The following is a 13,110-nucleotide window of genomic DNA, read 5'->3' on the forward strand; positions in this document are numbered from 1 at the left end:
CCTTGGCGTGTTGCGTGCTAGAATTCTGCCGCGACCCGAAACGGGGCGCCTGTCACATCCATCATGTCCGAATCGCCCCAATCCCGTCCTCCGCAGGATCCTCGCGGTCAACGCGGCCAAAACGAGCCACCCGGGTTCAACTGGCGTCTTGCCATTTTCCTCGGCGCCGCGCTGATGATTCTCGGAATCGCGTTTTTCAAGGACGGCATGTCGCCGAAGTCCAACTCGCTCAATTACAACGAATTCCGTGAAAAATGGGATCAGGGGTTGGTGATTACCGAAACCTCAAATCCGAAGTACCGCCTCAAGGTTGAGACGGATCAGGGAAGTTTCGATGCCAAGATCATCGGCTGGTTGCGCCCGGATCCCGACCCGGTCGCGGACGACGCGCCGACCAATGACTTCCTCGTGAGCTTCAGCCGCCGGACGCAGCAGGAGCAGGACGTCTTCGACACCCTCGGCGACCACCTGCCGCAGCGCTCCACGGTCGAGACGCTTCCCGAGGATCTCGATGGCAAAAGCCTGACGCCCACCGATTTCCGCCGGATGATGGCGCGCGGTCTCGTGGTGACCGACACCGACGAGCTGACCCTCTACACCACCGAGAGCGACGCACTCCTTGCCGGTAAGTTCCGCGAGGCTCCTCCGCTGCCGGCCGTGGCGGATATTGATCCGAAAGAGCTGAGCCAGTTCATCGTCGACACCTCGATGGTGGTGCAGGGCGAGGAGCTCAACCGCATCCTCAAGGAGGGCAACGCGCTCTACATCAAGAATGCCGACATCTTCGGCAAGATCCTGCTGACCTTCTTGCCGGTCCTGCTGATCGTGCTGCTTCTCTTCTTCCTCTTCCGCCAGCAGATGAAGGCGGCGGGTCGAGGCGCGATGTCCTTCGGTAAATCGAAGGCCCGCATGCTGACGCGCGACCACAACAAAGTGACCTTCAAGGACGTTGCGGGGATTCAGGAAGCGAAGGAAGAACTGTGGGAGATCGTCGATTTCCTCCGCGATCCGCGGAAGTTCCAGAAGCTCGGTGGATCGATTCCGAAGGGCGTGCTGATGGTCGGTCCTCCCGGCACCGGCAAGACGCTTCTTGCCCGCGCGATTGCCGGCGAAGCGGATGTTCCCTTCTTCTCAATCTCTGGTTCCGACTTCGTCGAAATGTTTGTCGGCGTCGGCGCCTCCCGCGTCCGCGACATGTTCGAGCAGGGCAAGAAGCACGCGCCCTGCCTGATCTTCATCGATGAGATCGACGCCGTCGGTCGCCATCGTGGCCACGGTCTTGGCGGCGGTCACGACGAGCGCGAGCAGACACTCAACCAGTTGCTGGTCGAGATGGACGGCTTCGATACGCAGGAAGGTGTGATCATCATCGCGGCGACCAACCGTCCGGATGTTCTCGACCCGGCACTGCTCCGTCCCGGCCGTTTCGACCGGCAGGTCACCGTTTCGCTTCCCGACGTGAAGGGCCGCGAGCAGATTCTCACCGTTCACTCGAAGAAGATCAAACTGGCTCCGGGAACCGAGCTCAGCGTGATCGCCCGTGGCACCCCGGGATTCTCCGGTGCCGAGTTGGCCAACCTGATCAACGAGTCCGCGCTTCTCGCCGCCCGTAAGGGCATGAAGGCGGTCACTCTCGCCGAACTCGAGGAAGCCCGCGACAAGGTCCGCTGGGGTCGCGAGCGCCGCAGCCTGGCGCTCAGCGAGGAGGAGAAGAAGACCACCGCCTACCACGAGGCGGGCCACGCGCTGCTGCTCGCGACGCTTGAGCACGTCGACCCGCTCCACAAGGTGACCATCATTCCGCGCGGCCCGTATCTGGGTGCAGCCTTCCACCTGCCGAAGGAGGACAAGTACCACTTCCACAAACGCCAGGGCGTCGAACAACTGATCGTCACCATGGGTGGCCGCGTCGCGGAAGAGATCATCTTCGGTGATGTGACCAGCGGTGCTTCCGGCGATATCCGCCAAGCGACCCATCTCGCCCGCCAAATGGTCTGCGAGTGGGGCATGAGTGAGGATCTCGGTATGGTCGAGTACGGTGCCGGTCAGGGTGGTGAGGTCTTCCTCGCCCGCGACATTTCGCAGCAGCGGAACTACTCCGAAGCGACCGCTCAGAAGATCGATGCCGAGATCAAGCGGGTCATCGACCGGGCATATACCGAGGCCAAGCGCATCATTCTCGAGAAGCGCGACAAGCTGGAGTTGATCGCCGAGGCGCTGCTCGAATTCGAAACGCTCGATGCCCACCACATCGAAGACCTGATCAAGTACGGCGAGATGAAGGATCCGCCGAACTCGCCGAAGCCGCCGTCGCTCCCGGACGAGGAGCCGAAGCACAAGAAGGCGACGTCATCCGGCAGCGAGGAAGAGGACGACGACGGACCGCTTCCCGGAACCGTCGTCGGTGCCCCGGCCTGACACTCGATCCAAACAACAAGTCTCTACCAGCGCGCCGGCATCTGCCGGCGCGTTTGGTTTTTCAGGGCCTCGGATGGTCGGCAGAAGTGCCGCGAGCATCTGCTTTGAGGGGTGATCCAACTTGGGGCTTGGTCGCGGAAGCGGTCGCAACCTAGGTTTGCTTCTATGGCAGTAACCGAAGTCACAAGCACCAGCTGGTTCGGGCGGATCGGGGATTCGATCAAGGGCATCCTGTTCGGGATCGTGCTCATCATCGTCTCGTTGATCCTCATGGTGTGGAACGAGCGCAATGCGGTCCGTGACATCCAGGCTAACAATGAGATCGGTCGAGAGGTCATCACGGTTCCAAACGCCGAAGTGAGTCCCGGGAACGAGGGAAAGCTGGTGCATCTCAACGGTCCGGCGATGACGGACGATGTGGTCGGCAACATGGACTTCGGGATCGAGGAAACCGCGGTGCGGCTCTCATGGGAGTCCGAGATCTACCAGTGGGTGGAGGAGAAGGACACCGAGACCAAGAAGAAGCTCGGTGGAGGCGAGGAGACGGTGACGACCTACAGCTACCGCAAAGAGTGGGTGGACGGGCCGGTCAATTCCTCCGGGTTCAAGGAGAAGGGTCACGACAACACCGGGAAGCAGAAGTTTCCGAGCGGTTCGTCGCAGGCCGAGAACGTGACGCTTGGAGCGTTCATGCTGCCTTCCGGCCTCATTTCCCAGATGGACTGGTCCGAACGCTACACCCTCAGCGAGTTGCCCGACGATTTCGCGACGACGGGGAGCATCGAGGACGGCGTGTTCTACACGGGAGTCCCGTCGCAACCGAAAGTCGGGGATGAACGCGTGACCTTCCGGATCACCCGACCGGATGATGTGAGCGTGATGGCCGTCCAGAAGGGTGACTCCTTTGACAAATACACCGCAAAGAACGGGAAGACCAAGTTTCTCCTCTATCCCGGGTTGCTCACGGCCGAGCAGGTGGTCGAAGGGGAAGAGGCGAAGGCGAAGATGCTTCGCTGGATCCTCCGGGGCGTGGGCGTGTTCGCGATGTTCATCGGCTTCACGATGCTGCTGAAGCCGCTCTCCGTGCTTGCCGATGTGATCCCGTTCGTCGGCTCGCTGGTAGGAGCCGCAGGTGCGGCGGTCTCGCTGTTGCTTTCGCTCGGGATCAGCTTCGTGGTGATCGCGATCAGCTGGATCGCGTTCCGTCCGATGATCGGAATCCCGCTGCTGGTCGTCGGGGTCGGCTGCTTCGTCCTGATCGTGAGGAAGCTGGCCAAGGGGCGAGAGGCGGCGGGAACGCCACCTCCGCCTCCGGGGATGGCCTGATCAGTCGCCGTCGAGAAGATTTCCGAGTCCTCCGAGGACCGAGCCTTCGCCCTTGCCGCCGCTGCCGACGTTCTGCAGCACGCGGTCGGCGAGCCGGGAGAACGGCAGGCTCTGAAGCCATACCGTGCCGTGTCCGCGCAAGGTCGCGAGGAACAGGCCTTCGCCCCCGAAGAACATGCTCTTGAGGTTGCCGGCGCGCTGGATGTCGTACTGGACGCCGTCGGTGAACGCGACCAGGCAGCCGGTATCGACCCGCAGTGTCTCGCCCTTGAGCTCCCGTTTGATGATGGTGCCGCCGGCGTGGATGAAGCACATGCCGTCGCCGGTGAGGCGCTGCAGGATGAAGCCCTCGCCCCCGAAGAAGCCGGCGCCGAGCTTGCGGTTGAACGCGATGCTGACTTTGGTGCCGTAAGCCGCGCAAAGGAACGCGTCTTTCTGGCAGGTGACGCCACCGCCCATTGTGGCGAGGTTCATGGGAATGATCTTCCCGGGATAGGGTGCAGCGAACGCTGCCCGCCGCTTGCCTGAGGAGCCATGGTGCGTGAAGTGGGTCATGAAGATCGACTCGCCCGTGAGCGCGCGTTTTCCGACCGAGAGCAGCTTGCCCATCATGCCTTGGTTGGGCTCCGAACCGTCGCCCATTTTCGCTTCGAAGGTGATGTCCTCCTCAAGATAGTTCATCGCACCGGCTTCCGCGATGACGGTCTCGCCGGGATCCAGCTCGACCTCGACGATCTGCATGTCGTCTCCGAACAATTCGTAGTCGACCTCATGGCTTCGCTGGCCTGGCGGCGGGGTGCCGGCGGGCATGGGTGGAGGATTGCTTGGCACGTCGGCGAAGATCTGCGGCAGCACCGTTCCGGCCGGCTGCCAGTTTGCCATACCGGTCTTCCAGACATTCGTCTGCGGAGTGATTTCACCGGAATTGACCAAGGGAAGAAGCTCCTCTTCCACGATCTGCTTGGTCTGGTTGCTTTTGTCGAGATAGTGCCAAACGTCCATGTCGCCGAGCTTCCTAGCACGGCCCGGGAGAGATGCGAACTTACAATCGGTTCCAGGTTTTCCAATGGCTTGAGGAAGTGGGCAAGGGAAGGGGAGGCTGTGATTTGCCCGAAGATTTGTGTGGAGCCTCCGTGCTGAAAATTGGCTCATATGGGCGCTTTTCGACCTGTTTCGTGACAGAAGAACCTCCTTTGGGGAGTTTAGACGGGGCTTCGTCCCATGTCTGATTCGCTACCCAACCCAAGAATGATGCTGTCACCCCGTCCCACCGGCTGTGCTCTAAAAGTAGGCTCGAAGTCCGTCAAAGGAACGATGGTGGGGTGGGCCTTGTTGGTGACCGCGTGCGCGCCTGTTGCTTTGGGCGACGAGGCTGTGGTGCTGGGCAACCGGTTCCTGTCACGGGAAGTCGTCGTTACGGATGGCACCCTCGGGACGAAGCTTCTCGGCAACCGAATCCTCGGAGTGGACACGAAGTCGGGAGGCGACGAGTTCGCAATCTCGCTCACGGACGGAAGCGGGAAGGAGCGCCGATTGACGGCCGGTGATTTCGAGGTCGAATCGCTCGTTTCCTCGAAGGCGGAAGGTCGGAAAGAGGTGCTCGCAAAGCTCTCGGGTTCGGACTTGCCGGTGGATCTTCAGGTTCGCTACTGGCTGGAGGGAGAGAAGCCGTGGATGCGAAAGGAGATCTCCATCCATGCAAAGGAAGATGTCGTGGTTCGGGAAATCGCGGTCGAGGAGATCCGGTTGCCGGGTGCGTTCGAACCTTATCACGCGGATGAGTTTACGGCACGCGGCCCGTCGAAGTGGCGGCCTCCGCTCGGGCAGCCGGTCTATGCGGAGCCTTCGGCGACCTGGTGGGGTGTAGAGTTTCCGGCCGCGCGGAACACGTCTGAAGGGGCGGGTATCAAGTGCCGCTATCTCACGGATCGCCCGCTCGTTAAAGGCCAGGTTCTCAAATCCCATCCTGCCGTCTGGGGCGTGGCCGACCGGGCGGACTTTCTGAAGGATGCGTTTTTCGACTACATCGACGCGACCCGGGCACGTCCGCTTCGACTACAAACGCAGTACAATTCCTGGTTCGACTACAGCCGCGGCGTGGACGCGAAGAAGTTCGCTGCGAGTGTCGCCAAGGTCCACGAGGAGTTGGTGATCGACCGAGGCGTTCATCCGCTGAGGGCCTATGTGATCGATGATGGTTGGCAGGACACCGGTGCCGATTGGACGAAGTCGGGTGTGTGGCCGGTGAATGGGAAATTCGACAAGGACTTCGCCCGCTCGTTCGCTGCCACACGGGCCGCCGATTCCCGGTTGGGACTCTGGCTGAGCCCGGGCTGCCTCTTCGGTGCCCAAGGGGCGATCGGCAAGATGAGGGAGGCCGGTTGGGAGTCGCTGGATCCGTGGATGTCGATGACCGGGGAAGACTATATGAAGGCTCTGGAAGAGCGGATGGTGGCTCTGGCCGGGGACGGGGTTTCCTACTTCAAACTCGATGGGGTGTTCGGCCACCTGAATCAACGGACCTTCAAGGTCGAAGGCTTCAAGGGGTCGGAACCTGAACTCAACGACAAGAAGCACGACGAAGCCAAGGAGCGCTACCTGAGTCTGGGGTCGGAACGGTTGATGGCCATCTTTGCCAAGATGGCGGAGGCGAATCCCGACGTTTACATCGTGATCTCCAACGGGGCCTTCCTCAGCTCGTGGTGGCTGCAGCACATCGATGCGGTGTGGATGATCAATGCCGGAGACGCGGCCGGGGGAGCCGATCGCACCGGCGAGCTCGTCTATCGTGATGCACGCTACTACCAGCTCGCGTCAGCCGAACGTGACAACACCCAGTTTCCCCTCCACTCGATCTTCAACCACGAGCCGAAGAAGACCTCCACCGGCGAGGAGCCCGATGTCTTCCGTCGCTATCTCTACATGAACCTTTCCCGGGGTACGGGATTCGTGGAGCTCTACCTGAAGACCTTCCAGCTGAGCGAAAGCGACTGGGAGGTGCTCGCCGAGGCGATGAAGTGGGTGGAAGAGGTGTTCCCGAATTTCGAACGTTCACGGATGCACGGAGGCGATCCGGCAAAGGGCGAGGCGTATGGCTACACCGGCTGGGTCGGCGAAAGCGGCTACCTATCGGTCCATAATCCGTCCGACAAGCCACAGACCTACAGCGTGGTGCTCGACCGTGGGTTCGGGTTGCCCGCGGGCACCAAGGATTTCGGCTACCGCGTGACATCGCCGTTGGCGGGCGATACGGACGGCCTGCCCGAAGCGGTCCGATACGGCGACGCATTGAGCATCAAGCTCCCGGCCAAGGCGGTCCGGGTGATCGAGTTCACCGCCGCGAAGTAAGTCTGTCGGGCCCGGGTCGTCAGGCGGCGTCCTTGTCGGTGCGGCGCTTGCGGATCACAGGTGGCCGTTCTCCGGTCACCACCGCACGGTTGATCGTCACAGATTCGACATCGTCGCGGGACGGCAGTTCGTACATCAGGTCGAGCATCAGGCGTTCGAAGATCGAGCGCAGGGCACGGGCACCGGTTCCTCGGCGCACCGCTTCCTCGGCAAGGGCGCGGAGAGCGTCCTTCGTGACCTTGAGCTTCACGTCGAGCAGCGCGAGTTGCTTCGAGTACTGTTTGACCAAGGCGTTCTTCGGCTCGGTCAGAATCGTTACGAGTTCCTCCTCGGTCAGCTGGCGGAGCGACGAGATCACGGGAAGTCGTCCGATGAACTCCGGGATCAGGCCGAAGTGAAGGAGGTCCTCCGGTTGGACCTGATCGAGCGCGTCGGGGGACTCGCCGTCCTCCTTGCCCTGGATCCCGTGGAAACCGAGAGCGCTGCGTCCGAGGCGTCGCTGGATGATGTCGGGCAAGCCGACAAACGCGCCACCGCAGACGAAGAGGATCTTCTCGGTGTTGATCTGAATGTACTCTTGCTGCGGGTGCTTGCGGCCACCCTGGGGCGGCACGTTGCAGATCGTGCCCTCAAGAATCTTGAGAAGCGCCTGCTGGACCCCTTCGCCCGAGACGTCGCGGGTGATCGAAACGTTGTCCGTCTTGCGGCCGATCTTGTCGATCTCGTCGACGTAGATGATGCCCTGTTCGGCTCGCTCGACATCGAAGTCGGCCGCTTGGAGCAGACGCAGAATGATGTTCTCGACATCCTCGCCAACGTAGCCGGCTTCCGTAAGAGTCGTCGCATCGACGATGCAGAAGGGCACGTCGAGCAAACGTGCGAGGGTGCGGGCCAAAAGGGTCTTGCCCGACCCGGTCGGTCCGAGGAGGAGGACGTTCGACTTCTCGATCTCGACATCGGCGAATTCGCCTTCGTCCAGAGCGTCACCTTGCCGGAGCCGCTGGTAGTGGTTGTAGACAGCTACCGACAGAACCTTCTTGGCCTGTTCCTGACCGACCACGAATTCGTCGAGGCGGCGCCGCAGTTCGGCGGGCGGCAGCAGGCGGCGGCTGGCCGGTCCAGGAGCATGCGACTTGGGCGGGCCTTCGCCGCCGGAGAGCTCCTTGTCGAGGATGTTGGAGCACACCTCGACGCACTCGTTGCAGATGTAGACGCCGGGCCCTGCGATGAGTTTTTTGACTTCCGAGTGACTCTTTCCGCAGAAGGAGCACATCGTGAGGTTGGATGCTCGTGCCATCGATGATCGGGTTGGGAATAAGAAAGGGTGCCGGAGGCGTGACGCCCACGACACCCTGAAAGAATAGCGGAACTTTGGTCAGTCGTCGTTCTTTTTTCCGTCATCCGACTCCTCGACCGCGTCCTTGACGGCGTCGGGGAGCTCCTTGCGGCTCTCCAGGACCTTGTCGACCAAGCCGTAGGCCACGGCCTCCTCACCGGTCATGTAGTTGTCGCGGTCGGAGTCGCGCTCGACCTCCTCGACCGTGCGGCCGGAGTGGTGGGCGAGGATCCCGTTGAGGCGCTTCTTGAGGTTGAACATGAAGCCGATGGTCCGCTCGACGTCCGAGGCCGTACCTTGGGCACCACCGGAGACCTGGTGGATCATCACGTGCGAGTTCGGCAGGCAGAAGCGCTTGCCCTTGGTTCCGGCGGTCAGAAGCACGGAGCCCATCGAGGCGGCGATCCCGATGCAGTAGGTATTCACGTCGCAGGTGACGAACTGCATCGTGTCATACATCGCAAGTCCGGCCGTTACCGAACCACCCGGCGAGTTGATGTAGATGTGGATGTCCTTCTTCGGATCCTGCATCTGCAGGAAAAGCAGCTGGGCGATCACCGAGTTGGCGACGAAGTCGTCGATCGGCGTGCCGATGAAGATGATCCGGTCCTTGAGCAGGCGCGAGTAGATGTCGAACGACCGCTCGCCGCGGCCGTCCTGCTCGATGACGACAGGAACGTAGTAGTTGTTCTTCGGGCCGGCTGCCTGGGGCAGGGAAGCGGGGAAATCACTCATGGTCATTCGGAAGTCTCCTCCGGCGCGGCGGAGGTTTCCTCGACGGTGGCGTGCTCCAGCACGAAGTCAATCGCCTTGCCCACCAGCATCGAGTTGCGGATGCCGGGGATGCGTCCCTCGCGCTGCAACTGCTTGATGAACTTCTTCGGGTTCTCCTGCCGCGACTGGGCGATCTGGGCGATGTGGCCGACGAGCTCCTGGTCGGTGACGCTGATGTTCTCGACCCGGGCGATCTCCTGGAGAATGAAGTTGGTCTTCAGGTTGGTGCGTGCCTGCATGCCGGCGGTCGCGAAGATCTCCTCCTGCTGGGCGGAGATGTCATCCTCGCTCATGCCCGACTGGACGCCGCGTTTGACGAGCGAGTCGGCCTGGCTCTGCGTTTCGTGACGGAGCAGTTCCTCGGGGAGTTCGAAGTCCACGAGGCCGTTGAAGTACTCGACGATCTGATTGACCTTCGAGTCATCGATCTTGCGCTTCTTTTCCGCCTCGAGTTGTTTGCCGAGAAGTTCGCGGAGTTCCGCCACGGTCTTGCCGCCGCCGATTTTCTCGACGAAGGCGTCGTCGACTTCCGGCAGTTCGACCTGCTTCAGTTCCTTCAGGGTGAGTTCCACCACCACATCCTTGCCACGCAGATCGGCAACGGGGAAATCGTCGGGAATGGTGACCGTCGCGGACTTCTCGTCTCCGGGATTCAGTCCGACCAGTTGGGCCGCAAAGCCCGGAAGGAAAGATTGCTCGTCGATCTTCAGCCAGAAGCCTTCGCGGCCCGACAGATGGCCAACGGGCTTGCCGACCGCTTCCTCAAGTGGAGTGCCGTCGAGGGTAGTGGTGTAGTCGATCACCGCGAGATCACCCATTTCGGCGCCGCGGCCTTCGATGTCCGAGTAGTCGGCGAAGCGCTCGCGGAGGGACTCGAGGTTCTGGTCGACCTCCTCATCGGTGATCTCGGCCGAGGGAGCCGCGACCGTGACGCCCTTGTAGTCGGGCAGGGAAAAGTCGGGAGCGAGAGTCAGGAGCGACTCAAAGGTCACCGAGCCGTCGGAAGTCTCGCTGAATGACGACGGCTGGCCGAAGTTGAGCACCTTGAGTTGCTCCTTTTCGAGAGCCTCGTCGAAGGCCTTGCGGGCGAGGCGTTCCTCAAGTTCGCCAGAGATCTCCTGACCGAAACGCTTCTCAATGACCTTCCGGGGGGCCTTGCCGGGGCGGAAACCCTGGATCCGGGCCTGCGAGGCGTAGGCGGCGACGATCCGGTCGCGCTCGGATTTGACCGCGTCGGAGGGCACTTCCACTCGAAGCGTTGCGGTGCAGTTCGGCTGCTTTTCGACAGTGATGTTCATGGGATGGAAAGGCGGGTCGGAGCGGGTTTTCCGGGTTGCGGGGAAGGGGTCCCCCGCGGCCGGGGGCGGGAACCTAAGGAGTCCGGGAGCGGCTTGTCAAAGCGAAGGTGCGGGTTCCGCGGGGTCTGCGGGACGGCCCGATGGCGTCCACATGGTCCTTGACGCATCGGGGGCGGGGCGGGTTTGATCCACGCCATCGCTGCGACACATGGATTTTTCATCGTCCTCTGGTATTAAGGGCATGCTCGAGAGGGCGTGCAAAGTGGTTCTGGCAACAGCATTTGTCCTCGGCATCGCGACGGCTCCGGCCTCGGCCCAGGACTTTGAGGGCAAGAACGTGACGGCTGTCGATTTCCGCTATCAGGGAGACCGCGCGGCGGTGGATGAGGCGCGCCTCCGCAACTACATCCAGTTGCGGGCCGGATCGACCTACATGACCGATACCGTGGACAGCGACATCAAGTCGCTCTACGAGTCCGGTTTTGTCGATGACGTCCGCGTGCTGGCCGAGCCGGTCGGCAATGGCGTGCGGGTCGTTTACGAAGTGGTTCCCCGCAGCGAGATTGTCGGCGTCGGTTTCGTCGGCAACTCCGTATTCTCCGACACCAAGCTGGCGAAGGCCTCGGAACTCAAGGCAGGTGGGGCGCTGAGTGATCAGATGATCCTCGATGCTCGCGACAACCTCGAGAACCACTACGAGGAAGCCGGTTACCCGGACGTGAGCATTTCTTACCGCGTCCAGCCGGCCGCGACCGGATCGGGCTCGGAGCTGATCTTCATCATCGATGAGGGACAGAAGAACGAGATCCGCGACATCCGGTTCGAAGGCAACAACACCTTCGATGACCGCACCCTCCGTCGCCAGATGAGCGTGAAGGAAAAGGGCCTGCTTTCCTTCTTCACCAAGGCCGGCCGCTTCGAGGTGGACCAGCTCGACGCCGACCTCGATGCGGTTCTCGATTACTACCGCTCGAAGGGCTACCTGCGTGCGAGCAGCCCGGGTGTCCGCCGCGAGCCGGTCGGAGACGGCCGGGTCGATCTTGTGATCCCGGTCAACGAGGGTGAGAAGTACACGGTGAAGGGTGTCGGCTTCGGCAAGATGAGCGTTTTCAGCGAAGACGAACTCTATCCGGCGATGACCCTCCAGGGCGGCGACGCCTACAACTCCAAGAAGATGCGGGCCGACATGACCACGATCCGCAGCTACTACGGATCGCGCGGCTACGCCGACGCCGAAGTGACGCCGGACATCCGTGATGCGGGACCGAACCAGGTGAACGTGATTTACCGGATCAGCGAGGGACGACGCTTCCGGGTCGGATCCGTGAACATCCAAGGCAACATCAAGACGCAGGACCGGGTGATCCGCCGTGAGGTTCCGCTCAAGCCGGACGACTACTTCAACTCGGTGGAGCTCGACACGACCAAGTCACGTCTCGACGGTCTCCAGTATTTCTCCGACGTCCAGGTGAGTTCATCGCCGAGCGGCCGCGGGGGTGGCTATCGCGATGTCGACATCATGGTTGAGGAGCGCCGCACGGGATCGATCTCGGCGGGTATCGGCTTCAGCTCGATCGACAACATCGTGGGCTTCGTGAACCTCGAGCAATCCAACTTCGACATCATGAATCCGTGGTCCTTCACGGGCGGCGGTCAGCGGTTCGCGATGAACCTCCGCCTCGGTTCGGAGCGGACGGATTTCGGCATCTCGCTCACCGAGCCTTGGTTCCTCGGTCGCCAGCTCGCTCTTACCGGTGAGCTCTTCTACCGCGACTCCCAGTATTTCTCGGACTTCTACGAGCAGACGAATGCCGGTGCCGCGGTTTCGATCCGCAAGCCGCTCACCGAGCGCACCTACCTGCGCGCCGAGTACCGCATCGAGAATGTCGAAATCGACCTGGATCCCGGCGTTGCTGTCCTTTCGGCAGCTTCCGTCGGTCGAGGAGGTCCGCCGTCCCTGCTTCTTCCCGAAGCCGGTGACTACCTGCGCAGCGCCCTGAGCGCGAACTGGATTTACGATAGCCGTGACGCGCTGATCGAAACCCGCGAAGGCTCCAAGCTGGATGTCGGTGTCAGTGTTGCCGGCACCTTCCTTGGCGGCGACGTCGACACCTACGGCCTGACCATCCGCGGCCAACAGTATTGGAACCTGAAGTGGGACTCGATCCTGTCGCTGAACGGGGAACTGGCCTTCGTCGATGCGACCAGCGGCACGGTCCCGGTTTTCGACCGTCTGTATCTCGGTGGGGCTCGCACGCTGCGCGGCTTCGAGTTCCGCGATGTCGGTCCTCGTGACCCGGTCACCGGCGAGGTGGTTGGCGGGCAATCGCTCGGATTCCTTTCCGTCGAATACACCGTCCCGATCATCGACAACGTCCGCCTCGCTGCCTTCTACGATCTCGGTTTCGTGAACGGCTCGGCTTGGGATCCGGATCCGAGCGACCTATACCACGACATCGGTATCGGGGTGCGCCTGAAGCTGCCGGTCAGCCCGGTGCCGATCGCTTTGGACTACGCTTTCCCGATCGAGAGCCCGGATCCGATTGCCGACCAAGGAGGACGCTTCAACTTCTCGCTCAGTTACGAATACTGATCCGGAGCGGTTTTTCG

Annotated in this window: 8 protein-coding genes and 1 pseudogene; 4 read left to right on the forward strand and 5 right to left on the reverse strand. The window is 61.9% G+C overall.

Features of this window, described 5'->3' with window-relative positions; genetic code table 11:
* Nucleotides 1-63 precede the first annotated feature (63 nt).
* Both ftsH and HAHE_RS16680 read left to right on the forward strand, forming a co-directional pair.
* Complete coding sequence (gene ftsH / locus HAHE_RS16675) at nucleotides 64-2,418, forward strand: ATP-dependent zinc metalloprotease FtsH (RefSeq protein WP_338686013.1); 2,355 nt, start codon at nucleotides 64-66, stop codon at nucleotides 2,416-2,418.
* Between the two features lie 165 nt (nucleotides 2,419-2,583).
* Nucleotides 2,584-3,744, forward strand: a complete 1,161-nt coding sequence (locus tag HAHE_RS16680) for a TMEM43 family protein (RefSeq protein WP_338686015.1) — start codon at nucleotides 2,584-2,586, stop codon at nucleotides 3,742-3,744.
* Here HAHE_RS16680 and HAHE_RS16685 read toward each other — a convergent pair whose 3' ends face one another.
* Both HAHE_RS16685 and HAHE_RS16690 read right to left on the reverse strand, forming a co-directional pair.
* A complete protein-coding gene (locus HAHE_RS16685; RefSeq protein WP_338690829.1) occupies nucleotides 3,745-4,554 on the reverse strand; it encodes a TIGR00266 family protein in 810 nt (269 codons plus the stop codon). It lies immediately after the preceding gene.
* Nucleotides 4,555-4,608: 54 nt separating this feature from the next.
* Nucleotides 4,609-4,896: pseudogene (locus HAHE_RS16690) on the reverse strand (DUF4339 domain-containing protein); the annotation flags it as partial.
* Between the two features lie 207 nt (nucleotides 4,897-5,103).
* Here HAHE_RS16690 and HAHE_RS16695 point away from each other — a divergent pair.
* Entirely contained in the window at nucleotides 5,104-7,092 is a 1,989-nt protein-coding gene (locus tag HAHE_RS16695) for a hypothetical protein (RefSeq protein ID WP_338686017.1), read from the forward strand.
* Nucleotides 7,093-7,111: 19 nt separating this feature from the next.
* Here HAHE_RS16695 and clpX read toward each other — a convergent pair whose 3' ends face one another.
* The 3 genes from clpX to tig form a co-directional block, all read right to left on the reverse strand.
* Nucleotides 7,112-8,389 (reverse strand): ATP-dependent Clp protease ATP-binding subunit ClpX, encoded by a 1,278-nt coding sequence (clpX, locus tag HAHE_RS16700; RefSeq protein WP_338686018.1) that lies wholly within the window; start codon nucleotides 8,387-8,389, stop codon nucleotides 7,112-7,114.
* 78 nt (nucleotides 8,390-8,467) lie between these two features.
* Nucleotides 8,468-9,163, reverse strand: coding sequence for an ATP-dependent Clp protease proteolytic subunit (locus HAHE_RS16705; RefSeq protein ID WP_338686019.1), 696 nt, complete (start codon nucleotides 9,161-9,163; stop codon nucleotides 8,468-8,470).
* A 2-nt stretch (nucleotides 9,164-9,165) separates the two neighbouring features.
* A complete protein-coding gene (gene tig, locus HAHE_RS16710; protein WP_338686020.1) occupies nucleotides 9,166-10,500 on the reverse strand; it encodes a trigger factor in 1,335 nt (444 codons plus the stop codon).
* Between the two features lie 241 nt (nucleotides 10,501-10,741).
* On the opposite strand from tig, the gene bamA reads away from it, so the two are divergent.
* Nucleotides 10,742-13,093, forward strand: a complete 2,352-nt coding sequence (gene bamA / locus HAHE_RS16715) for an outer membrane protein assembly factor BamA (RefSeq protein ID WP_338686021.1) — start codon at nucleotides 10,742-10,744, stop codon at nucleotides 13,091-13,093.
* Nucleotides 13,094-13,110 lie beyond the last annotated feature (17 nt).

The organism is Haloferula helveola (assembly GCF_037076345.1).
Lineage (GTDB): Bacteria > Verrucomicrobiota > Verrucomicrobiia > Verrucomicrobiales > Akkermansiaceae > Haloferula > Haloferula helveola.

Excerpts from the sequence above, each read along its gene's own strand:
- HAHE_RS16685 (WP_338690829.1), bottom strand. The coding sequence starts at position 4,554 with ATGCCCGCCGGCACCCCGCCGCCAGGCCAGCGAAGCCATGAGGTCGAC.
- HAHE_RS16705 (WP_338686019.1), bottom strand. The coding sequence starts at position 9,163 with ATGAGTGATTTCCCCGCTTCCCTGCCCCAGGCAGCCGGCCCGAAGAAC.
- bamA (WP_338686021.1), top strand. The coding sequence starts at position 10,742 with ATGCTCGAGAGGGCGTGCAAAGTGGTTCTGGCAACAGCATTTGTCCTC.
- clpX (WP_338686018.1), bottom strand. The coding sequence starts at position 8,389 with ATGGCACGAGCATCCAACCTCACGATGTGCTCCTTCTGCGGAAAGAGT.
- HAHE_RS16680 (WP_338686015.1), top strand. The coding sequence starts at position 2,584 with ATGGCAGTAACCGAAGTCACAAGCACCAGCTGGTTCGGGCGGATCGGG.
- ftsH (WP_338686013.1), top strand. The coding sequence starts at position 64 with ATGTCCGAATCGCCCCAATCCCGTCCTCCGCAGGATCCTCGCGGTCAA.
- tig (WP_338686020.1), bottom strand. The coding sequence starts at position 10,500 with ATGAACATCACTGTCGAAAAGCAGCCGAACTGCACCGCAACGCTTCGA.